General features: G+C 57.1%; 17 protein-coding genes and 2 tRNA genes. 9 read left to right on the forward strand and 10 right to left on the reverse strand.

Features of this window, described 5'->3' with window-relative positions; translation table 11 throughout:
• Window positions 1–72 precede the first annotated feature (72 nt).
• The 4 genes from BLP10_RS06070 to BLP10_RS06085 all read right to left on the reverse strand — a co-directional run bounded on the left by BLP10_RS06070 (window position 73) and on the right by BLP10_RS06085 (window position 7,189).
• Window positions 73–3,312 carry a type I restriction endonuclease subunit R gene (locus BLP10_RS06070; protein WP_091131729.1) on the reverse strand — a complete coding sequence of 1,080 codons (3,240 nt, stop codon included), beginning with the start codon at window positions 3,310–3,312 and terminating at the stop codon, window positions 73–75.
• A complete protein-coding gene (locus tag BLP10_RS06075; RefSeq protein ID WP_091131732.1) occupies window positions 3,309–4,511 on the reverse strand; it encodes a restriction endonuclease subunit S domain-containing protein in 1,203 nt (400 codons plus the stop codon). The genes BLP10_RS06070 and BLP10_RS06075 overlap by 4 nt, the downstream gene beginning before the upstream one ends.
• On the reverse strand, window positions 4,508–6,529 hold the full coding sequence (locus BLP10_RS06080; protein WP_091131735.1) for a type I restriction-modification system subunit M: 2,022 nt from the start codon (window positions 6,527–6,529) through the stop codon (window positions 4,508–4,510). The genes BLP10_RS06075 and BLP10_RS06080 overlap by 4 nt, the downstream gene beginning before the upstream one ends.
• Window positions 6,530–7,099: 570 nt before the next feature.
• Window positions 7,100–7,189, reverse strand: a tRNA-Ser gene (locus tag BLP10_RS06085).
• A 404-nt stretch (window positions 7,190–7,593) separates the two neighbouring features.
• Between BLP10_RS06085 and BLP10_RS06090 the strand changes: the two genes are divergently transcribed.
• Genes BLP10_RS06090 through BLP10_RS06105 form a run of 4 tightly spaced genes read left to right on the forward strand, consistent with a single transcriptional unit; the run spans window position 7,594 to window position 11,287 of the window.
• On the forward strand, window positions 7,594–9,198 hold the full coding sequence (locus BLP10_RS06090) for an HTH domain-containing protein (protein WP_091131739.1): 1,605 nt from the start codon (window positions 7,594–7,596) through the stop codon (window positions 9,196–9,198).
• Window positions 9,191–9,823, forward strand: coding sequence for a class I SAM-dependent methyltransferase (locus tag BLP10_RS06095; protein ID WP_175493803.1), 633 nt, complete (start codon window positions 9,191–9,193; stop codon window positions 9,821–9,823). Before BLP10_RS06090 ends, BLP10_RS06095 begins: the two co-directional genes overlap by 8 nt.
• Complete coding sequence (locus tag BLP10_RS06100) at window positions 9,801–10,637, forward strand: SIR2 family protein (protein ID WP_244510410.1); 837 nt, start codon at window positions 9,801–9,803, stop codon at window positions 10,635–10,637. Before BLP10_RS06095 ends, BLP10_RS06100 begins: the two co-directional genes overlap by 23 nt.
• Window positions 10,634–11,287 (forward strand): non-canonical purine NTP pyrophosphatase, encoded by a 654-nt coding sequence (locus tag BLP10_RS06105; protein WP_091131746.1) that lies wholly within the window; start codon window positions 10,634–10,636, stop codon window positions 11,285–11,287. Before BLP10_RS06100 ends, BLP10_RS06105 begins: the two co-directional genes overlap by 4 nt.
• A gap of 646 nt (window positions 11,288–11,933) precedes the next feature.
• Here BLP10_RS06105 and BLP10_RS06110 read toward each other — a convergent pair.
• The gene (locus tag BLP10_RS06110) at window positions 11,934–12,848 is read right to left on the reverse strand and encodes a hypothetical protein (protein ID WP_091131749.1); all 915 of its coding nucleotides are present in this window, start codon (window positions 12,846–12,848) and stop codon (window positions 11,934–11,936) included.
• 641 nt (window positions 12,849–13,489) lie between these two features.
• Between BLP10_RS06110 and BLP10_RS06115 the strand changes: the two genes are divergently transcribed.
• Complete coding sequence (locus BLP10_RS06115) at window positions 13,490–14,032, forward strand: recombinase family protein (protein WP_091131753.1); 543 nt, start codon at window positions 13,490–13,492, stop codon at window positions 14,030–14,032.
• Between the two features lie 267 nt (window positions 14,033–14,299).
• On the opposite strand, the gene BLP10_RS06120 is transcribed toward BLP10_RS06115, so the two are convergent.
• The gene (locus BLP10_RS06120; RefSeq protein ID WP_091131755.1) at window positions 14,300–16,048 is read right to left on the reverse strand and encodes a site-specific integrase; all 1,749 of its coding nucleotides are present in this window, start codon (window positions 16,046–16,048) and stop codon (window positions 14,300–14,302) included.
• 68 nt (window positions 16,049–16,116) lie between these two features.
• Window positions 16,117–16,206, reverse strand: a tRNA-Ser gene (locus BLP10_RS06125).
• Between the two features lie 201 nt (window positions 16,207–16,407).
• On the opposite strand from BLP10_RS06125, the gene BLP10_RS06130 reads away from it, so the two are divergent.
• The gene (locus BLP10_RS06130; protein WP_139165441.1) at window positions 16,408–16,728 is read left to right on the forward strand and encodes a PetM family of cytochrome b6f complex subunit 7; all 321 of its coding nucleotides are present in this window, start codon (window positions 16,408–16,410) and stop codon (window positions 16,726–16,728) included.
• 85 nt (window positions 16,729–16,813) lie between these two features.
• Window positions 16,814–17,473, forward strand: a complete 660-nt coding sequence (msrA, locus tag BLP10_RS06135; RefSeq protein ID WP_091131763.1) for a peptide-methionine (S)-S-oxide reductase MsrA — start codon at window positions 16,814–16,816, stop codon at window positions 17,471–17,473.
• 36 nt (window positions 17,474–17,509) lie between these two features.
• On the opposite strand, the gene mepA is transcribed toward msrA, so the two are convergent.
• Both mepA and BLP10_RS06145 read right to left on the reverse strand, forming a co-directional pair.
• Complete coding sequence (mepA, locus tag BLP10_RS06140) at window positions 17,510–18,421, reverse strand: penicillin-insensitive murein endopeptidase (RefSeq protein WP_091131766.1); 912 nt, start codon at window positions 18,419–18,421, stop codon at window positions 17,510–17,512.
• A gap of 100 nt (window positions 18,422–18,521) precedes the next feature.
• Entirely contained in the window at window positions 18,522–19,688 is a 1,167-nt protein-coding gene (locus tag BLP10_RS06145) for an SDR family oxidoreductase (protein WP_091131770.1), read from the reverse strand.
• Between the two features lie 35 nt (window positions 19,689–19,723).
• Between BLP10_RS06145 and BLP10_RS06150 the strand changes: the two genes are divergently transcribed.
• A complete protein-coding gene (locus tag BLP10_RS06150; protein WP_091131774.1) occupies window positions 19,724–19,903 on the forward strand; it encodes a hypothetical protein in 180 nt (59 codons plus the stop codon).
• A gap of 4 nt (window positions 19,904–19,907) precedes the next feature.
• A complete protein-coding gene (locus tag BLP10_RS06155; RefSeq protein ID WP_091131778.1) occupies window positions 19,908–20,318 on the forward strand; it encodes a PRC-barrel domain-containing protein in 411 nt (136 codons plus the stop codon).
• 113 nt (window positions 20,319–20,431) lie between these two features.
• Here BLP10_RS06155 and BLP10_RS06160 read toward each other — a convergent pair whose 3' ends face one another.
• Window positions 20,432–21,127 (reverse strand): hypothetical protein, encoded by a 696-nt coding sequence (locus BLP10_RS06160; protein ID WP_210183595.1) that lies wholly within the window; start codon window positions 21,125–21,127, stop codon window positions 20,432–20,434.
• Between the last annotated feature and the right edge of the window lie 80 nt (window positions 21,128–21,207).

Genomic DNA, 21,207 nt, shown 5'->3' on the forward strand with positions numbered 1-21,207 from the left:
GTAGATATGGTCAGGCCCGCGTTTTCGGACGCGGGCCTTTATCCATCATCGACAGTGAGTATGTAGACTGCCTCAGTCGATATCGTCGAGCGGGAGATCGCGACCGTTCTTCAGGATATCGTAAATGATGTTGCTCAGGATGCCCATTGCTTGTTTGTCGGACTTGAGGAGGATGGTAGCTAGTGAATTGCTGGACGACATTGCGCGAACTACTGCGCCTTGAACCGCACCCGGCAGGTTCCCTTTTAGAGCCTGCTGCTTGGGATTGTTCTGAACCTGCGCCATTACTATCGCGTTCTCGCGGGCGATAGAGGCGATCTGATTAACGAATTGCGCCTGATCTTTTAAGGGTGCTGCCTGCCCAAAAAGGCTGTTCAGCTTCTCAATAAGCTCCTGAAGATAGACAGGTGTGCCGCCCGGCAGCTTTGATCCACCGGGACCGAGGGGGGTGAGGGTCGGATTGGCAGGCGGCCCGTCATTGCCGCCAGGTGCTTCTACGTCATCAACTGCCTTGATCTCGTACCCGGTCAGCAACAGCCCCTTGAGGTCTACCCCCTCGGGAGCGATTCCGTTCAGACGCTTAGCCAAAAGCTTTGCGAATGCAGCGTAGTTCTCGAGATCAGGATCTCCGAGATCAATCAGCTGAGCGATATAGGCGTAAGTCCGGGTGAAGCGTCCAAGGCCAGATTTGAATTCGGTGAGCCTCCCAAGATCCTCCTCGAGTTCTTTCCGCCGGTAATCCGCGGCCTTCATGCCGTCCGCGCTCCCAATGGAATGGGCCTTCTGATATTCATTCTCGGTCTTCTGAATCTCGGTCCGCAGCCGGTCAAGGCGACCATTATAGACATCGGTAGGCTCCTGCGTCGCCGCGTAAAGCGCTTTGTGCTGGGTATCGCCCGACTTCAGGATATCCTTTAAGGCTTTGAAGCGGGCTTGCTTGAAAGCTTCCAGGTGGGTGAGGTTGTAGATCCCCGTCTGGTCCAGCTTCGCCTTAACCTCGTAGATCACATTGAGGTCTTGGACGCTTTCAATCTTTGCGCCCGCGTCATATAGGGTGAAAGCCGCCCTGACAGTCTCGGGATCGTTGACGAAATCGATCACGAAGGTCTGGTCCTTGCCGGGTGCGGTGCGGTTCAGCCTGGATAGGGTCTGCACGATTTCCACCGCATTGGCGATTTTTTTGTCCAGATACATCGCCACGAGCTTGGGCTGATCAAACCCGGTTTGGAACTTATCGGCGACCAGCATGACCCGATACTCGGGACGATCGAAGGCGATCCGCAGGTCAGTCCCTTTGATGTCCGGATTCATCGAGAACTCGCTGAATTCAGCATCGTCATCGACTACAAACATATCGCCGGCGAGCTGGTCATCATCAGCGTGCTTGACCTCTTTACCCGTCAGTGTGCCTGAAAACGCCACCAGAGCTTTGATGTCGGCATACTGGGGATTCTTCTCGATAAAGGCGTCAAATCCCTTCTTGTAGCGGACGGCAGCCGCTCGTGAGCTGGTTACGACCATGGCCTTGGCCTTGCCGTCCAGGAGGTGGGCGACATTCTTCGAGAAATGCTCGATGATGAACCGAACCTTCTGGGTCACGTTAGTCGGATGCAGAGCCATCCACTTGGCCAGCGCCCGTTTCGCCACCTTACCGTCTACCCGCTTCTCGTCGACAAATTTCTTCCCGAGGTTAAAGGCCGTCTTGTATGGGACATAGCCCTCGAGGACGTCGAGGATGAAGCCCTCCTCAATGGCTTGCCGCATCGGATATTTATGGAAGGCTTCCGGCGGATTTTCGTCCGAGACGGGTTGCGTCGGGTCGGCAGGGCGTCCGAATAGCATCAAAGTCGAGTGCTTCGGTGTTGCCGTGAAGGCGAAATGCGAAATGTTCTTTGGGCGAACCCGGGAAGACTGGATCTCGGCGAGTAGCTCTTCGACCGTCATGTTATCCATGGCCGCCTTGGAGCTCATTGCGAGGGTCGCCTGCAGCTTCGACGCCGTGCTGCCCGTCTGAGAGGCGTGTGCCTCGTCTATGATGACGGCAAAGGATCGATTCTTTAGAGAGTTTTCGGTCAGGATCGCTTCCATCGCATATGGAAAGGTCTGGATCGTCACAACGATGATCGGGACACCTTTGAGCAAGGCCTCCGACAGCTGTTGGCTCTTGGACTTGCTCGACTTGTCCCTATCTATTGCGGCGATCAAACCCTTCTGGTGATCGAGCTGCTGGACGGCATCTTGGAGCTGACCATCGAGAACATTACGATCAGTGACGATGATGGCGGCATCGAAGACCGGCGTGCCGTCGTCGTGCCGCAGCTTGATGAGGTCGTGCGCTGTCCATGCGATGGTTGATGTCTTTCCGGAACCCGCGGAGTGTTCGCATAGATAGGCGTGCCCAGGCCCCTTCTCCTTGGCGTCTCGGACCATAGCATTCACCGCGGATAACTGATGGAAGCGGGGGAAGATCAGGGCTTCCTTCTTCGACCAGTTGCCCTTTAGATCGACGACGTTCTTCTTCTCGACGTAGACGAAGTTGTGGAAGATTCGGATCCACGAGTCCCGTTGGCAGATCTCCTCCCAGAAATAGGCAACCGGATATTCCCCGTCGGCACGTGCCGGATTTCCAGCATGCCCATCTCGGCCCTTGTTGAAAGGCAGGAAGAAGGTCGCTTCCCCGGCAAGCTTCGTCGTCATCCAGATCTCGGAATCCGACATCGCGAAGTGCACCACAGCCCCCCGCTTAAAGGTGAGGAGCGGTTCCTTACGCTTGGTTTTCGGGTCAATTGGAAGGCGGTCGGTCTTGTATTGATTTATCGCTGCTTCGACTGACTGGGTAAAATCAGTCTTCAGTTCAACGGTGGCGACGGGTAGACCGTTGAGGAAGAAAACTAGATCGATGGCGTAGTTGTGCGCTGGATGGTATTTCAGCTGGGGGACTACCCGCAAGATATTCGATGCATACCGGTGCAGGACGTCCTTGTTGCGCTTGTCCTCAGGGGCGGCGGTGCTGATATCGATATGCCCACATCCGGCAATGGAGAAGCCAGTACGCAGGATGTTGATGGTGCCGTAATTTTCCAAGGCCTGCGCCAACCGGTTCGTTAAGACGGTGAGCGCCTTCTCTTTGTTGAAGGTAACCAGCTTGTCCCACTTCTCTGGCTGGGTTGCCTGCACCCACGCTCGCAGGTCTTCTGGATACAGTGCGGTATCCTGATCGTATCCGTCCGAGCTGCCTTTTAGCCAGCCCTGGGCAACTAGCTTCTCGACGACGTAATTTTCTAAATGAGTTTCGTGGTGGGCTTCGCTCATGCCGCCTGCCTCACGTCGATCTTACCGGTCACAGCCGCGGTGATCAAAGCTGAGCGCTTCTCCTTGAGGAGTTCGATGCTGCGGTCAGTCTTTGCAATGAGCGTATCAATGCGCCTGCCTTCGGCGTCGAGAAGAGAGACAATTGAATTCTGCTCTTCCACAGGTGGGATTGTTACTGGAACAGTGCGTAGATGCGGCCACTTTACCTGACGTTGAATATCTCCAACGCTCATCGACGCGAGCATAAACCTATCTACGTATATGCGAGCGCGGAACATGTAATTTGCAAATGCCGGCTCAAGCTTCGTCCGATCGAGCTCAAAGATCAGGTATGCAGGGCTTACAATTCCGCGATGAATAGATACTCCTAGAGAGCCCCTCCAAGCTTGCTGGTTGTTCATCACGAGGTCGCCAGGCTCGACAAGCTGATATTTTTCAAGGCTCTCCGCTGGCTTATGAACAAGCCCGCCTCCCTCAGAGTACGGGATGACGCCCCGATCAAGGTAGACCGAAAGAAGCTGTTCGTCGGCATAACCCGAGATCGACTTGCCCCGAACCAAGGTCCAGAACGGGTAAGTGGTCCATCCGTCTTTGGGAGAAATGGCCTTGGTTATATCTGCCAGCCGCTTTTCCTTAAGCAACTCGATGAAGCGGGCCTTCTTGTCGATTAGGTTTTCGATCCGCGCTGTCTCGCGATCGAGAGACATGACGATGCTTTGCTGTGTATCTACATCGGGGAGCCAGAATTCGGTTGAGAGGAATTCGTCGGGGTTCAGGCGCATGAAACCCGTTCCAATTCCATTAGAGCGCGACAAGAAATCTGCCGCGTACAATGGGGTTCGGACAAGATACTCAATAAAGCGCGGGGAAACGTCTCCATGAAAGTCGTAAATTGCATAGTCGGGGCTCGTAATCCCATCATAGGGCGAAAGTCCGAATACCCCGTTCCAGGCCTGCATTTTATTCGAGATCAGTTGCCCTGAGCGCACACATTTGTAGCCAACGTGGGTTTCTGCCTGTGCAGATCGCTGCCCAATTTCGGACTTCTTTAAGACCCCGCGCGCTCCTGAAAGCCCAAGTAGATCCTCCTCGCCAGTCGTCGAGCGAACATCTACTTCATGGAGGAGGACTTTCGCACGAGTGCGCTTCCAGTTTGAGATTGCGAGTTCTCCGAGAAAATCCTTAATTTTGAAGGTCATTCCGTGACCTCCGCCAGCATGGCAGCAATTTCCTCTTCGATTGTCTTCAGATCACCGTTGATCGCTTCTAGATCGCGAGGCGGCTTATACTCATAGAAGTAGCGGTTAAAGTTGATTTCGAAGCCGACAATGCCAACTTGGCCATCATATTCGTCTCGGAAGCTCTTATCGATGTAGGCATCTGGTGCATGCGGATGCACCTCCCGGGCGATATAGTCATTGACGTCCTGCATCAGCGGGACGTTCTCGAAATCGATCAGCTCGTCGTCGGCAATTGGATTGCCCTGATCGTCAGTCACGATTTCTGCGCCCGGATCCCGGACGCCGAAGGCGGAAATCAAAGCCTTGATGAAGGGTTTGCCAACCTTGCCGAGGGTAGAGTCCTTCTTCCCTGCCGTCTTGGCAAAGCTCTGCAGCCAGTCGTACTCGTGCTCCTGGCCGATGTGCCGGAGCAGAAGGTCAACCCAAGCCTGCTGTTGGCCAAGCGTGAGCTTCTCCCAGACCTTATCCCGCTGCAGAGTCTCGATGCCGTCATGGGTGATGGCGATCTTCATGCGCAACGGTCGCAGAATTTTGACCCGGCGGTAACCGAAGTCCCGGTAGTCCAAGATCGCGCTGCTCTTTGTCAGTTCGAAGGCGGAATACTGCGCCACGATGTCCCGAATCTGGTCCGGGCTGATCATTCGCCGCTTATTGCCTTCGTTCTTGCGCATGGGCGTGAACATTTCGGTGGCGTTCAGAAGCTGCACCTTGCCCTTGCGATGATCGGGCTTTTTGTTCGATAGGATCCACAGGAAAGTGCCGATGCTAGTCCGGAAGAAGATGTCGGCGGGAAGAGCGATAATCGCTTCGACGAAATCATTTTCGAGCAGGTAGCGCCGGATTTCAGATTCACCCTGTCCCGCATTGCCATTGAACAGCGGTGATCCTGAGAGGACAATGGCGCCGCGCCCGCCACCGTTTTCCGGGCGCTCCAACTTGCTGACTAGGTGCAGCAGGAACAACATCGATCCATCGCTGATGCGGGGCAGCTTGGGCCCGAAACGGCCATCGAAGCCCTGCTCCTCATGCTCCCGCACGACGACGTCCTGATCCTTCTGCCACGGCTTGCCGAAAGGCGGGTTCGAGACGCAGTAGTGGAACTTCTCGCTCGCCAGCTTGTCGTTCGACAATGTACTACCAAGTTTGATGTTTCTCGACAGGTCGCGCCCGGGATCAGACTCCAAAGTCCGAAGAAGCATGCTGGTGAGGCAAACCGCATGAGTTTCGGGTTCCAATTCCTGGCCATAGGGTACGATGACCGGGGCGATGTTGTAACTGTCCCGAAGCGAGTCCACGTGATCCATGCCGTCGGTCAGAAAGCCGCCGGTGCCGCAGGTCGGATCATACAGGGTGCGGATCAGACCGGGGTTCTCGATAAAGAGGTGATCATCGGGATCGAGCAGCAGTTCGATGGCGAGGTGAACCACGTCCCGCGGGGTCATGAAGTCTTCGGCCGCTTCGTTAACCTCTGCGCCGAACCTGCGGATCAGGTGCTCGTAGACATTGCTCATCACGCGATCTGGAACGGCATCCGGATGCAAGTCGATTGCCGCAAAGTTCTGGCAGATCCTATAGAGCACGCCCGCCCGGTCCATCCGGGCAATGGTGTTCATGAAGTCGAACTGCTCAAAGATCACCCGAGCGTTGTCCGAAAAGCTGGCGACATAGTCCTCGAGATTGAGGCGCGTCTTGGTGCCGCCCAGCGTTCCGAGGGTATAGTTCGAGGTGTTGTAAAACGGCAAACGAGTGATCTGCCGCAGAACGGGATCCAGATCGATGCCGCTGTCCGCCATGGACTTCGCGGTCTCTAGTACCTGCGAGCGGGTGGGTTCAAGAACGCATTCGAGGCGCCGAAGCAGCGTGAACGGGAGAATGATCTTGCCAAACTCAACGTGCTTGAAGTCGCCCCAGAGGTCATCGGCGTTCTTCCAAATGAAATCCGCCAGCGTTGTGTTTGTTGCCTGATACTGGTTCACAGCCTGCCCCCGATTCGCAGCAAATAGGTTTTTTCTAGGGCAAATTTAGATGGTCTAAGGGCGACACACCAGATATTGCCTGATCAGATTCGAATGTTTGCGAGAATTAGCAGTCGCCCCTCAGATCGGGCAAGGCAATTGCAAGGAGCTGGTGGCGAAGCCGTAGCCCTAACTGAACCCTAGTAATCTTTAAATGGGTCATGTCCTCAGGATCAGCCGGCGGCAGAGCGAACCAAAGCGCTGGCTAGCCTGTGGCCGCGATCCCCGATCTCATGTGACCGCTGTCGCAGACGAAAGGATCGGACATACGGCCAGACGAATCGCGATACGTAACAAAGTAGCGAGTTGGTCAACCGATCAACGGTGTTGAGGCTGGCGCCCTCTCGCTGGACTTGAACCTGCGGCCTACCGCTTTGGGGTCGTGGCATTCAGAGCGTGATTGAGCGGCGGACGTTCTGAGTAGCGCTAGGATTCGTGCGCATGATCCCGGATGCTGTTCGGGTGGATATTAGGGTTCAGATCGGGGCTTGGTCAAAATTATCCGTATTTCAGACATTTGGCCCAAACGAATGGCGGAGAGGGGGAGATTCGAACTCCAGATACGGTTGCCCGTATGCCGCATTTCGAGTGCAGTGCATTCAACCACTCTGCCACCTCTCCGGGGTGCGAAGGCCGTCAGGCCCGCTGGTTGAGGCGGGGTAGATTGCTCCAAAACTTCTGAAATATCAGCCGCTTAATTGCTTTTATACCAAGCGTGGTGTCGAGGAAAGCCAAGGCCGCTTGGCCACATTTTCTCATCTTACCCATGGCTTTTGTCGTTGCGCTGTGGCGATCGTGTGGCAAGCCTGAGCAAAGGGTAAGCCGTGTCTAGGCTGCCAACGACTATTCAAACAGCGCAGTTCGGCAGTTCTGGTGTAGTGTTGTTGCATAATGATAAATATGTGTGTGGGTATCTTATGGACCCCAGTGCCGACTCGGATTTAGTAGCAAGTGAGCTAGTATCCTGGTGGCATCGTTGGGGAGTGAGCGGCGGTTTTGCTGCGACCGCTGGAGAAATGCGCTGAATGTCGAGCCGGGACGACCTGGAGAACACTACATACCTGTGGGTCGCTGAGACAGTCCTTGCCCGCCAAAAGCGTCCGCTTCGGGCAGGTGAGATTGTTCGTATCGGCTTAGATGATGGCTTATTCGGCGACAAGGTCCTCAGCAGAACGCCACAGAAGTCCATGCAGGCTCGTTTAAGCATGGATATTCTGCGGCATCAGCAAGAATCCCGTTTCCTTCGGACAGGTCGGGGGCGGTTCTTCCTACGCTCCTTCGTAGAAAACGAACCTGATCCAGAAGCTTTTCCAACTGCCCTGGCCAAACCAGTCCAAGAGTATATTGCTCCCCGTCGCACTCCCCTTCCGTCAACTGAGCGGGTTCTAGTCATATCAAAAGCTGACTACGCTCGGATCCTCGACTTTCAGGGGATCAACTTAGCTCACGGGGAAATCCTTTCTGCCCTGCTCAGTGCGCCATCCCTGACCTACATGAACAGGGCGTTGGCTGAGACGAACAACGATTTCAAACAGGTAGTCACCTATGTCGTAATTCAGTCGGGAGATCGTGTGCTTTCGTTTCGGCGCGGTACTTACAATCGGGCCGCAAGCTTTCTACGTGGTGCTCTCTGCATAGGATTCGGAGGACACGTAAACGAAGATGATCTCGACATTTTTTCTTACCAAGACCGGGGAATACGTGCCAACGCGGTGCGTGAGATAGGTGAGGAACTGCGCTTGAAATCGGGGCCTGTCGAGATACAGCCCCATGAGATTGAGCCGATCGGGATCTTGAATGATGACTCGTCTGAGATCGGGCGACGGCACCTAGCCGTAGTTCTGCGCTACCGACCAAGCACCCTCCTGGAAGAGTGGGAACATCCACTCAAGGGAGAGGCCTCAATCAATCAGATTCGATGGGTAAGCCCTGATAGAAAGCCCATAAACCTTCCCGAGTATGAGTATTGGTCACAGCTTTGCTTACGCAAGCTGTTCCCTGCCTTCGCCTCCGGAGAGCCGTCCTATCTCGTCCGGCGACGCTCCGCTTTCGCAAAGGATCATGCCCTCTGCGTCGTCGGCTCGATTGGCTCAGGTAAGTCTGTTGCCACCGCGATGATAAGAAGAACTTGCGGGTATGCGGAAATAAATACGGGTCGCGTTCTCGCGGGTATACTGGGTGTTCCTCCTGTGCCAGAAACAGACCGTCGCGAGTTTCAGTCACTTGCCCAGGAGTTTATCGAGCGGCCACATGGCCCCAGTCTATTGGCAGAGCGGATCGCTAGCGAAATAGCATCCTGCGACTCTCGCCGAGTGATCGTCGATGGACTCCGTCATACGGCGACACTCGAAAGGCTCCGGGAAGTGTCTCCTCTCCCGCTGGCAATGGTTTACATCCAGACGCCGCCAGATGTTGCTTTCGAGTTGTATCGACTTCGCGAGGGTCGTGATGGCGACATGTCTGCAGCGGAGTTTATGGATATACTCCATGCACCCGTCGAAGCGGCTGTCCCGTACCTGATATCAGAAGCCGATGCGATAATTTATAACTGGTTCGGGATCGACAGCTACAAGAGCGTCGTGGCTTCGTTCGTAGCAGATGCTCAATTATCAGGAGCGATTGATGCGTGATGGAGGTTACGATGTTGGATACAGAGCAGTATCCTGCTTTTGGGGAACAGAGCCATCTTCGCTCGTAAAATTGTTTCTCTCCGATATTAGGCCCAGCGGAACAGGCCGAGTGCTTGATTTAGGGTGTGGAGAGGGGAAGAACGCTGCTGCATTCGCAGAGGCAGGGTATTTGGTTGATGCAATAGACTGTTCGTCTGCTGCCATTGAGAACGGGCGCAAGCAGTTTCCCATTCAGCGCGTTAACTGGACCGTCGGCGATGTTTTGAGTTACTCATCTCCTGACGACAGTTATGACATCGTTGTCGCTTATGGGCTGGCGCACTGCCTTTCAGATGCAGAGGAAGTTGAACACCTTGTCAAGTTGATGAGGCGCCTGACCAAACCATCTGGGTACAACATTCTATGTACGTTCAACGACAGGTCTCATGACCTGTCGGCACATCCCGGCTTCGCTCCCCTTCTCCTTCCGCATTCGTTCTTTACGATGCTCTATCAAGATTGGACCCGAATTACGTCCACCGACGATACCATTCATGAAACGCACCCTCACAACGGAATTCCCCACCACCACTCTGTAACTCGGATCCTTGCGAAGAAGCCCAATGCCACACCTCTGTCCACCTGAGCTAAAGCAGTTATATCGCCAAGGTCGAGTTCTTCCTTTCGTTGGCGCGGGAGCATCCATTGCTGTGTCATGGGATCACGGCGGCAGCAAGCGAACTGGACCTTCATGGTCCGAAATTGTTGAGCAAGCCTGTAAGATGCTGGGATACGAGGATCCGGAACTGCTGAGAATGCGGGGAAACGATCTGCAAATCCTCGAATATTTCAAGATCAAAAAGGGCAACCTTGCGCCTTTAACGAATTGGCTTGTGCGCCTCATGGAAGCTGATGATCATGCCATTCGGCAGTCAAGGCTTCATAGTGCGTTAGCGGCTCTGGATCGCTGTAAAATTTTCTACACGACCAACTATGACGATTTTCTAGAGCGTGCACTAACACTCGCTGGTAGGCAGGCGCAGCCGATCACAGCTGAGCGTGACATGGGATTTGGAAGCGATGCTGTGCAGGTTGTAAAATTTCATGGCGATTTCAACAGTCCGGAGAATATGGTCGTTTCCGAGGCCCATTATTACGACCGTATGCGCCTTGATGGCCCAATGGATCTGAAGCTTCGATCAGACTTGCTCGGTCGTGCTGTGGTATTCATCGGCTACAGTTTCCGTGACACGAACATCGCCTATCTGTTCCGGACCGTTAACGCGATGTTCAGTATGCTTCCTAACAGCTTCTCAGGAAAGCGGGCGTACATCGTCTTTCACAACCCATCTGATTTTGAGTTCAGCCTGTTCAATCAGCGGAATATCCAAATCATTCCGACATTCGGGAATGACAGGTCAACGGCTACTTCCGAGATCCTTGAGGACATGGCGTCATGACAAAGATCCTGATAACGTACGCGTCATCAAGCAGATTCAAGAAGCAGGAGGTAGAAGTCCTGCTGGAAAGCGGCACGTTTCCTGACTCAAGCGGGCGTGAAAGGAAAATTGGGGATCACTTCCGGTTTGATTTTTCGGGAATTCGAACCGACGAACCTCTCGAAATCGATCTAATTGAGATGGTCAAACATAAAGCACGGTCGGCTTACCGTTCCCTACTGATGCCCTGTATTGTCGAACATGCTGGGCTCATCCTCGGCGCAAATTATGAACAAGGTTTTCCAGGCGGGTTGACGCAACCGATGTGGGACGCGCTTGGAGCTGAGGAGTTCCTGAGGCGAACAGCTTCAGTCGGAGAGCCCGTGGTTGCTCGCGCAGTGATAGGCTACTGTGACGGCATGTCAGTACGAACCTTCGTGGGCGAGACAAAAGGAACCGTAGCTGATGCGCCGCGTGGCGACAGAGACTTCTACTGGGACACAATCTTCTGTCCGGATGAGATTCAGCCTGGGACGTATGCAGAAATTGCCGGAGATCCGGAGCGCGGTATTCGCGTGAAAATGACCATCTCGCAGTCCTATCGTGCGATGCGGCAGTTTCTCTGCATGAGGTTCTCTCAGGAGGAAACCGGTCTGTTCGCGGCAGAGTAGGTTTATTGCTAGGAGCTTCGCGTACGCTAGAGAGGGTTAATCAAAGGATTGCTCACTTGAGTAGCGCGGATTCGGTCCGGATAGTTTGCGGAAAATTCGAAAGCCGATCTTCAATTCCCGCCATCTAAGATTCCCACTCTAGGGTAGGGCGCAGGAAAATGACGAACCATTTTGGTTCTGGCAATGGTTTGCACCGCCTGATAAGTATAACTATGTGAAACTGCGCTGGCTGTTCGAAGTGCAGACGGTAGGCAATCGACAGCTTTCGTTAACTCCGTCACTATTCAATCGAGTTAGATCTGAATGCTGTCGTAAATGATTGACGCCCCAGGGTTCATTCGGATGCCCCAAACGGTGTACTCAATCAAAAAAATTGCAGCTTCCTTCACGTCAGAAAATTCGCGAGCTGTTGATACTTCGTTGCTCGATGGGGGAAAGCATTTGAATGTCGCTCCACCTACTTAATGCGCCTCACGCTCAATACCGTTAGTTATTGCCCATATCCTCATGTTGCTCCTCGATGAAAGTCCGTCTCACCGTGCAAGCCATATTGGAATATCCATAAAGGAAATCTGAAGCATGGGGCTGGTTAGATTACCGTCCCATGCATTCCGGCAGATTTCATCTTTTGTCGGGATCCGCACCGTTAGATGCGATCCATCAACGATGCGCCTGGACGCCGATCACAAAAAGTAATCTCGTCGAGAGGCCATCCCTTCAGACCAGTGCCATCGTTAAGTGGGGCATCCCCTGGCAGCTTTGAAAAATGCCTCCATAGAGAATTTGCGACGATATCCGCAGCGAAGATCAATGGATCAGCTTTACCAACTACAACGATGTCCCCAACGTATGACACATCTAGTCTGAAGCCAGCGTTCGCATTTATTGAGATCGTCGCTGTTTCATTTGTTCTTGTAACGAGATTTCTTGCGATGACCTCTGTCGTGCGGCTTGATATGTTTTTCGTTCGCTCCAGGAGTTCCTCGTACCGCTTTGCGACAGGGGCGTCGATTTGATCGAAGTATAAGTCCGTTTTCTGAAACCCGGCGTCCTCAACAAATAAATCCAGTATGAGTGCGAGATCGATCAGGACCTGATCTTCTACCTGATCGTCACTTGGTCTGTTTGCCCCGGGAATGGCATACATACGAGGCCCGTGGACTGGTGACTGATCCTTGGCACTTGCTGTCAACTGTTCATTGATGCCATGCACTTCCCGAGCAATCTTGAAACGCCTAGCAGCATAAACAACGCGAAGCTGTCTCCGGATCATGAACCCAAAGATTTCTTCGCGAACCTCATGAGCAGTTTTTGCCCACTCATCATTGCCTGATTGGAAAGCGTCCGTGATGTGAAGCTTTGCGCCAGGTGGTGCGGCTTTGCAGAATCGGTCGAAGGAGGGGCGTATGCTCTCGCGAGCGAATTCTAGGTGCTCTACCGGGATAGGAAGTGCACACATTAGGCTGATGTAATTATCGGCCTGCTCGGTGATGTTTCTGAGATAGCCCCTCCCACCAGCCTCGTCGACAAACGATACTACGTCGGCAACTAGGCCCGTCATGTAACTCCCCACTGCTAAGATTTCTTGCTTCGTTGATCCTGGGCATAGAATGCGCCAGGCTTGTCATTGCCGATATTTATAAACGGCATATTCTCCTAACAAGAGGTGTTTTGAAACCTTGAGGCGGCCGTAATATTTGCAACAAAATAACAATGACGACGCGTTAAGTTCTCCAACGAGTAGTCCTCGATACTGGCCTGATTTCGAGGTGCTGAGGCCGAGTAAGTAGTAGAGCCAAGATGCAGACGGCGAGACACTCAGGATAATGATCTTCAAAGTGAAACAGACTCCGCATCGTGATTACATTTGGCGCGAGCAGCCAAGCTTCGAGATCCGTCTGCACCCATCCGGGACCATTCTGCCATGGCTAAGAAACAGAGGGATTCCATGTTGCCCAAAACCCTCCGGTACCCTCCGACTCAGGGGCGAGCCACAGGAGTTCTGGGTTAATGTCGACCATCCGTTGGATTTGGAGGTTTACGTCCGATGGTTCTGAATACCACACCTACTTACCTCGGTGCCGCGTATGAGTATACCCTGGTGTGACGTAACACAGCCACGCTTTGGTGCGTAACATCAGAGTTAACATTGGATCAATGTGACGAGAATGTGCGCAGGTCTAAGACCCTGAGGCTAAATCTATGGCTCGTATCGGTTACGCTCGCGACTCCAATTCCGATCAGAACCTTCAGACCCAAATCGACAAGCTCAAGGCTGAAGGCTGTGAGGTCGTTCGCTCCGAGAAAGTCTCAGGCGCAAGCCGGGACGGACGGAATGAACTGGCAACCATCATTGAGTTCCTTCGCTCTGGCGATGAGCTTGTCGTCACTCGTCTCGACCGGCTCGGACGGAACACCAGGGATGTTCTCAACATCGTTCATGAGGTTGAGCAGAAGCGAGCCTTTCTGACCATCCTAGATCCACTCGTCAGCACACGCGGGGAGATGGGACACCCCGTACTGACGGTACTTGACATGGTGGCTCAGATGGAGAGGCGCTTCATTAAGGAGCGTCAGAGGGACGGGATCGAGAAAGCGAAAGCAGAGGGTGTCTACAAAGGCGGGAAGCGTCGTCTCGACCATGCCAAAGTGAAGGCCATGCACTCGGAAGGGCACGGCCCTGCGGCAATAGCAAAGGCCCTCGGCTGCTCTCGGATGCAGGTTTGCCGGGTCCTACAGGCGTGATCCTCTGAGCGGCTACCAAAAGTGCAGTGGACTGCACCTGTCCTAATCTAATTAAGCCCCACCTCCAGAGAAGAAGGGCAATAACCCCTACTCTTAGAGAAGGTAATTACCATGCACCTTCGGAGGAATTGGGGAATTGTCCCTCACCTTCAGAGACAAGGCTTTAGGTTGCACCTCCAAAGATAGGCGCCTGATTGCGAATGTGTCTTGCGTGTCTGTAAGCATCTTGCCACCTCTTCTGGGCCGGATGCAGGTTCCAACGGTACTTCAGTCATTAATCCGCTTCGGACGGCCGCGCGACGGGCGGTTCGCCGCCATGCCATCGAAATCAAGCCCGCGGAAAACCGTGAAATCAATCTCCGTGGGCAGCGGAGCCTTCGCGATCTCGTGCAGCTCGCTCCGGCGCAGCGATCCGCCATACTCCTCATGCACGTCGAGCAGCTCGTGACCAACCTGAAGCCGCGTCGTCCGTGGGTCGATCTTGAGATCCCGGTCGAAGTTGATCTTCGCGGTCCGCAGCGAATGGTATGTCTCCAGCAGGTGAGGGGAGGCTCCCGCCGCCCGGAACAGCCGCCCCATGCGCTTCTGGGCGGTGTCCGCCGGATCGACGACACCCTCATGCAGGGACGGAAAGATGAAGCCCTCCCGCCGGCGGGCCCAGTCGATGAAGCCGATCTCGTCGAGGAAGTTGTGGAGCACGAAGAAGCTGAGGCTCTCCTGCGTCTTGTACGGCACGATCTGGTATGAGCCGTCGACGGTGATCACGTTCGGCGGAATGGCGATCCAGACCCCATGATACCGCCTGATGTTCTCGCCGCGCAGGAAGGAGAGCAGGCCAATGCGCCGGCCGGTGACGAAGCCGGTCAGCGGAAGCAGAGCCTTTGTCAGCTCGCCGCTTGCCACACCCTTTGCAAAGATCTGGTTCAGGAGCTCGTAGTCGGGAGCCGTGCGCTGGCGCTTGGGCGGCGAGATCTTCGGGTAGATGAGCCGCAGGTCATCGAGCTGGAACGGGATCTGGGCCTGCCGGCATCCGGCCCGGATGATCGTCTTGATCTTGCCGACATAGTTGTTCTTGAGCGTCGACCGGCTGAGCGGCCTGCGGGCGAGCTTCCTGTTGTCTTCGACGATCTCCCGGATCCGCGCCATGTCGTAATCGTCGTCCTTGGACGCGTTCGCCGGCATGTACGCGACCTGGTCGATGAATGCCTGCAGGTCGTCTTGGGTGTAGCGACCGACCGGCTTGTCCTCCATAAAGGCGAGGAACACGTCCGTGCGGTGCCGCAGATAGCTGAGCTCGCCGTAGTCGGCGCCATGCGCATTGCGGAGCTTGTCCTGATAGGTGCGGCTCGCCTCGCTGAACAGGGAGCCACGATCCTGCTCCTGCGGCGCCATGCCGGCGATTTGGGCCTGAAGCGCCGCCTGCGAGGCCATGAGTTCCCTGAGCATGCCGGCGAGCTCGTCATTCCGGGCGGGTGCGGCCGAGGCGGGAGCGGTCGGCGCCAGCGGCGGCAGCCCGAGATGCGCGCGGGTCGCGCCCTCATCCGTGACCAGCCCCAGATAATAGCGGTCGAGCACGGGCGCCTCGGCTGCCACGAGGGCGCTGGCCCCGGAGATCCGGTCGGCGGCGATGCCGATGAGCCCGTTGAGACCGGTCTCGGCCATCCGTCCGGCGATGGCCGCCGAGGATGCCGGCGCGCTGCCGTCCGCGAGCCGGCCGACGCCGTCGAGGCCGCGCAGTACTGGCAGGAGGGCGGTGAGATGATCGCGCACCGCCCGTCCCACGTTGTCCTGATCCGTCATGATTGCCTTGCCCCCTTCGGCCGCATTCCGCTGCAGATGTCCGAAGGCGAGATGGGCGGCGCCGGCAAGCTGTGCCGCCAGCCGTCTGGCCTCGCGAATTCGGACATGTCCCAGGGTCACCCGGATCGGAGCGAAGGACAAGCCCGGGTCGAGGGCCTTGGGGATCCGGATCTGGAAGACGAGGCCCGCAGGGGTGCGCGTGAGGTGGTCCGGCATGTGTACAATCCCATGTACATGCAGGCCGACGGCATTGAAAAAGCTTGGATTTTCGGCGGGTCAGAAAATGGCGGAGGGAGCGGGATTCGAACCCGCGATACGGTTTCCCGTATACACACTTTCCAGGCGTGCGCCTTCAACCACTCGGCCACCCCTCCAGCAGGAATCTTTCATCGTTGTAACTATGTTCGCGGCGTTGCGCGAACCGGATGAGATCCCCCGCATCTCTGCGGAGCGCTCCTGTAGCTCCAAAACGGTGCAAAAGGCAAGACCGAACTGCAGAAAGTTTGGAGGGGGTGGCTTTGCGGCGATCCCAAAACGCTCTAGATATTCCCCCTCTGTTTGGAGAGGTACCTTCCTTGAAATTTCTAGCGCGTAGTTTGGGGCTTCTGCTGGTCGCAGCCGGCTTCGTCGGTCTTGTGATCGATGGAACGCGCTCCATCGTCAATCATGCGGTTTCGTTCGTCTCGATCTCGAGTGCGGCCGGCACCCTGTTCCCCAATGGCCCCACAGGCTTCGAGGGGCAACTGGCCGCGCGAACCTATCCGTGGCTGTGGGATCCCTTCGTGAGCCATCTGCTCCAGCTTCCTGCCTCCGTCACCGCCTTCATTGTCGGCGCATTGCTTCTCTGGGTCGGCCAGAAGCCGCTCGAGCCGATCGGTTACCTAGCGGGGCGCTGAAGGCTTTTCATCGTAAGGTGAGGGCTGGCCCCTCCTGCTCGGGCTGTGGAATGACTACATAAGGCAGGTCACGAGAGAGGCCTCCATGTTCAGCTTCCGCAAACCCCTCACCATCCCGACCCCCGATCAGGCTCTGCCGGGCCGTGCGGCTCCGCTTGCCACTGCCGAAACCCATTTCATCAATGGCCGTCCCCTCCAGCCGCCGTACCCGGATGGTATGGAGAAGGCGCTGTTCGGGCTTGGCTGTTTCTGGGGCGCGGAGCGCAAGTTCTGGCAGATGGGCGACGGCATCTGGGTGACGGCCGCAGGCTATGCCGCCGGCGTCACGCCCAATCCCACTTATGAAGAGGTGTGCTCTGGCATGACCGGGCATAACGAGGTGGTGCTCGTCGTCTACGATCCGAAGAAGACCTCTTACCAGGCGCTGCTGAAGACCTTCTGGGAGAACCACGACCCCACGCAGGGCATGCGCCAGGGCAACGACGTCGGCACGCAGTACCGCTCCGGGATCTATGTGTTCAACGAGGCTCAGCGCGAAGCGGCGGAAGCCTCGAAGGCAGCCTATGCCCAGGCGCTCGCGGAGCGTGGCTATGGTGCCGTCACGACGGAGATCCTGGACGCGGGCCCGTTCTACTTCGCCGAAGATTATCACCAGCAATACTTGGCCAAGAATCCGAACGGCTATTGCGGTCTCGGCGGCACGGGCGTGACCTGCCAGATCGGCACCGGCATCGCGGCCGAGTGACCGAAAGCGCGGACGGAGGCTGCCGTCCGCGCAGCATCATTCAGATACAAGAACGCGTCGGCACTCCTCCGGCAGCTGCGCCATCGTCAATGGCGGACGCGGCCTGCCGGGCTTTGGATAGAGCATCTCGGGAGTGAACCAGCGCGCGAGATCCGCACCGCATCCATCGCCCGGCGGAGGCGGATCCTGATCGGAGCAGCCGGCGCTTCCCGACGGACAGGCGAGGCGGATGTGGAAATGGTAGTTGTGCCCCCAGGTCGGGCGCACCTTGCTCAGCCATCCCCGATCCTGTCCCGCCTCGCGGCAGAGCGCCTTCTTGATCGCCGGGTTCACGAAGATGCGAGCAACGCTCCTCTCGGACGCGGCCGCGCGGATTAGGGCCGTGTGCTGTGGCGTCCAGACAGCAGGATCCACATCGAGCCAGTCGCTGCGCACCACATTGGTCGCGGACATCTCCTCACGCTCGAGTCGCGACAGGCGGCGATCGGGCATGGGGGTCAGCCACACATCCGCATCGAGGCCGATCTGGTGTGAGGCATGTCCGGTGATCATCGGTCCGCCGCGCGGTTGCGAGATGTCGCCGATGAGAAGGCCCGGCCAGCCATTGACGTTCGGCATGCGCGCGGAGAGACGCTGCAGAAGCGCGATCAGGTGCGGGTGGCCCCAATTGCGGTTGCGCGACAGGCGCATCACCTGCCACGTCTCGCCGTCAATGGGGATGGCCGCAGCGCCGGCCACGCAACCGCGCGCATATCCGCCGATGGAGCGGGCCTGCAGAGAGGCGGGCACCGTAGCGCGACCGAACAATTCCTTCGCGGCGAGCTTCGGATCGTTCGGGTTCGCCAGGGGCGGCAGGGGTTTGGGGGCGAGGGATCCCTTGTCCTGAGCGACGGCAGGGCCGCCGACGGCAAGAGCAGCGATGAGAATGAAAGAGCGAATCGGCTTCATGCAGGAAGGCTAGCGCGGGCGGGCGAGGTTCGAAACAACCTGTGGGCTGTCATCTTGTCGCCGCGAGGGGCCGGTGCTGACCCGGCCCCTCGCGTGAGGATTAGTGGCGCGGCTGCGGACGGCCTTCATGCTTGCCGCGCTGGCTGATATGGCCAGGACCCATGGTGCGTTTGTCGTGGCCGTTACCGGTGCGGCGCATGGTGGGCTGGTAGCGCGGCATCGGCCGCTTCGCGGGACGGCTTGGGCGGCGCGTGCCGGAGGTGAAGGGCGCAAGAAGCAGGCTTGCGACGACGGCACCGACACCGGCCAGAACGGCAGCCGTTGCGAGGGGATGGAGCTGCGCCTCGAGCAGCAGACTCGTCTTGCGCGGCTCGCCCGGCAGCGACGAATACATGTCGCCATCCTCACGGGCGCGATAAAGGTTGTCGCGCATCTGCTTGCGTTCGGGATGGTCGGTCGTTTGCGAGCCGTAGCCCGTCCATTCCATTGCCTTGTCCAGCATGCGCGGCGCGACCTTGCCCATGGCGCCGATCACCCATCCTCCGAAGCCGATGGTGAGCTCGCGTCGATGATTCTCCGCGGCGAAGACGATGGCCTTCGCGACCAGATGCGGATCGTAGGCCGGCGGCGGAACTGCGTTCTCCTTGTCGAGATAATTACGGGCATGCTCGACATAGGGCGTGTCGATGGAGGAGGGCTTGATGAGCGTTACGGAGATGGGCGCGCCCTGTTCCTCCAACTCCATGCGCAGGCCATCCGTGAAGGCCTTCACGGCATGCTTGGAGGCCGAATACTGCGTCTGCAGGATCATGGCTCGCTCGGACAGCACGCTGCCCACATTGATGATGGTGCCGCCCCGGCCGCGCAGGTGTTCCGCGGCAATGAGCGAACCATTGACCACGCCCCAATAATTGACCTCGAAGAGCTGACGCTGATCCTCGATAGGGATCTTGTCGAGACTCCCATAGAGAGCAACGGCTGCGTCGTTCACCCAGGTGTCGAAGCCGCCGAAGGTGTCGATGGCGGTGCGGGCGATGCGCTCCAGATCCTCGCGCTTGCTCACGTCCGCCGCGACCGCGACGGCGCGGGTGCCGCCCCGGCTGAGCTCATCGGCAACCTTGCGCAGGGCATCCTCGTTGCGGGCTGCCAGAACAAGGCCCTTCGCTCCACGCGAAGCAAACATGTGTGCTGTCGCGAGGCCGATGCCGCTGGACGCCCCCGTGATGACGATGACCTGCTCCTCAACCGGCTTCTGGCGAACGGGCATGGCGATCTCCTTCGTTGTCTCTGGATCAGAAACGCATGGGTCAAAAGCGAGGGTTCAACGTGACGGTGATCGACCCGGTTCCTATGGCAGCGCTTGATGCCGCAGGCGCGGAGAAGCGTTGCGGAGACTTGTCGCGTCCAAGCCGCGCAAAGCCTTGGCCGGAACGGCTTCTGGACCGGAGCGTTGCCCTAGACCTTGCAGATGACAGGGAGTGAGAGAATGGAGACGACGGTACAGAACACCGATGTGCGTGAAACCCACAGCCTGATCGCCAGCGACAAGGTGGAGGGTACGCCGGTCCGGCGCTCGGACGGCGAGAAGATCGGCACCATCGAACGCGTGATGATCGAGAAACGGTCGGGCAAGGTCGCTTATGCGGTCATGAGCTTCGGCGGCTTCATGGGCTTGGGCGAGGAATACTACACGCTCCCCTGGAGCGTCCTGAAATACAACACCGAGCTCGATGCCTATGAGCTCAATCTATCGGAAGATCAGCTCCGCGGCGCACCCCGCCGCACGGCCGAGGGGCACGACGCCTCCTATGACCGTGAATGGGAGGAGCATGTCCACCGCTACTACAACGCCACGCCCTATTGGGGCGAGAGCGATCCCATGAGCACTGGCCGCTGATCCTTCACCGGCCTCGCAAAAAGAAAATCGCCCGGTTTTCACCGGGCGATTTTTTATGCCCATGCGCCGGTCGAGAGCTTGAACCCTCTTCTGGCGCATGGGGCATGCTTGGCTTAGCGCTTGCGAGCCTTCGAGGGGCTCTTGCGAGCGCTCGTCGAACGCTTGGCGACCTTGCCGGACTTCTTCGTTGCGGAAGTGCGGCTGGAAGCGGCGGCAGCGCGCTTCGTCGTGGTCTTCTTGGCAGCCGTCTTGCGGGCCGAAGCCTTCACTGCACCGCGGCTTGCGCTGCGAGCGGGGGACTTGCGAGCCGTAGACGTACGGGCCGTAGACGTGCGGGCCGTGGAAGCACGAGCCGTGGTCTTGCGAGCCGGCGACTTGCTGGCGGTCGACTTACGGGCGGTCGACTTGCGAGCCGTCGACTTCGTTGCCGACTTGCGAGCAGTGGACTTCGTTGCCGACTTGGCAGCGGTCTTGCGAGCCGTGGGCTTCTTGGCTGCAGTCTTCTTGGCTGCAGTCTTGGCAGTCGTCTTCTTGGCGGCCGACTTGGTGGCGGTCCGCTTCGTAGCTGTCTTCTTGGCAGAGGACTTCGCCGAGGACTTGGCGGCCGATTTGGCCGTGGTCTTCTTGGCAGCAGTCTTCTTGGCAGCGGTGGTCGTGCCGGCCTTCTTCGTGCTCTTGCGAGCCGAGGAAGTGCTGGCCTTCTTCGCGCTGGACTTGGAGCTCTTCTTTGCTCCGCTCTTCTTGGTGCGGGTCGCACCGGTGTCACCCGTGAACAGTGCTGTCAGCGGGTTCTTGGTATCTGTCGGCATAGCCGCCTCCTTCAAGGGCCTTCGCGTGCAACCGTCACGCTTGGAAGGCAACGTCGTTATACCAAGCGGGTTCCGATTAA

Source organism: Microvirga guangxiensis (assembly GCF_900102135.1).
GTDB lineage: Bacteria > Pseudomonadota > Alphaproteobacteria > Rhizobiales > Beijerinckiaceae > Microvirga > Microvirga guangxiensis.

Coding starts and splice junctions, on each gene's coding strand:
- BLP10_RS06070 (WP_091131729.1), bottom strand. CDS start 3,312: ATGAGCGAAGCCCACCACGAAACTCATTTAGAAAATTACGTCGTCGAG.
- BLP10_RS06075 (WP_091131732.1), bottom strand. CDS start 4,511: ATGACCTTCAAAATTAAGGATTTTCTCGGAGAACTCGCAATCTCAAAC.
- BLP10_RS06090 (WP_091131739.1), top strand. CDS start 7,594: ATGTCGAGCCGGGACGACCTGGAGAACACTACATACCTGTGGGTCGCT.
- BLP10_RS06095 (WP_175493803.1), top strand. CDS start 9,191: ATGCGTGATGGAGGTTACGATGTTGGATACAGAGCAGTATCCTGCTTT.
- BLP10_RS06100 (WP_244510410.1), top strand. CDS start 9,801: ATGCCACACCTCTGTCCACCTGAGCTAAAGCAGTTATATCGCCAAGGT.
- BLP10_RS06105 (WP_091131746.1), top strand. CDS start 10,634: ATGACAAAGATCCTGATAACGTACGCGTCATCAAGCAGATTCAAGAAG.
- BLP10_RS06110 (WP_091131749.1), bottom strand. CDS start 12,848: ATGACGGGCCTAGTTGCCGACGTAGTATCGTTTGTCGACGAGGCTGGT.
- BLP10_RS06115 (WP_091131753.1), top strand. CDS start 13,490: ATGGCTCGTATCGGTTACGCTCGCGACTCCAATTCCGATCAGAACCTT.
- BLP10_RS06120 (WP_091131755.1), bottom strand. CDS start 16,048: ATGCCGGACCACCTCACGCGCACCCCTGCGGGCCTCGTCTTCCAGATC.
- msrA (WP_091131763.1), top strand. CDS start 16,814: ATGTTCAGCTTCCGCAAACCCCTCACCATCCCGACCCCCGATCAGGCT.
- mepA (WP_091131766.1), bottom strand. CDS start 18,421: ATGAAGCCGATTCGCTCTTTCATTCTCATCGCTGCTCTTGCCGTCGGC.
- BLP10_RS06145 (WP_091131770.1), bottom strand. CDS start 19,688: ATGCCCGTTCGCCAGAAGCCGGTTGAGGAGCAGGTCATCGTCATCACG.
- BLP10_RS06150 (WP_091131774.1), top strand. CDS start 19,724: ATGGGTCAAAAGCGAGGGTTCAACGTGACGGTGATCGACCCGGTTCCT.
- BLP10_RS06155 (WP_091131778.1), top strand. CDS start 19,908: ATGGAGACGACGGTACAGAACACCGATGTGCGTGAAACCCACAGCCTG.
- BLP10_RS06160 (WP_210183595.1), bottom strand. CDS start 21,127: ATGCCGACAGATACCAAGAACCCGCTGACAGCACTGTTCACGGGTGAC.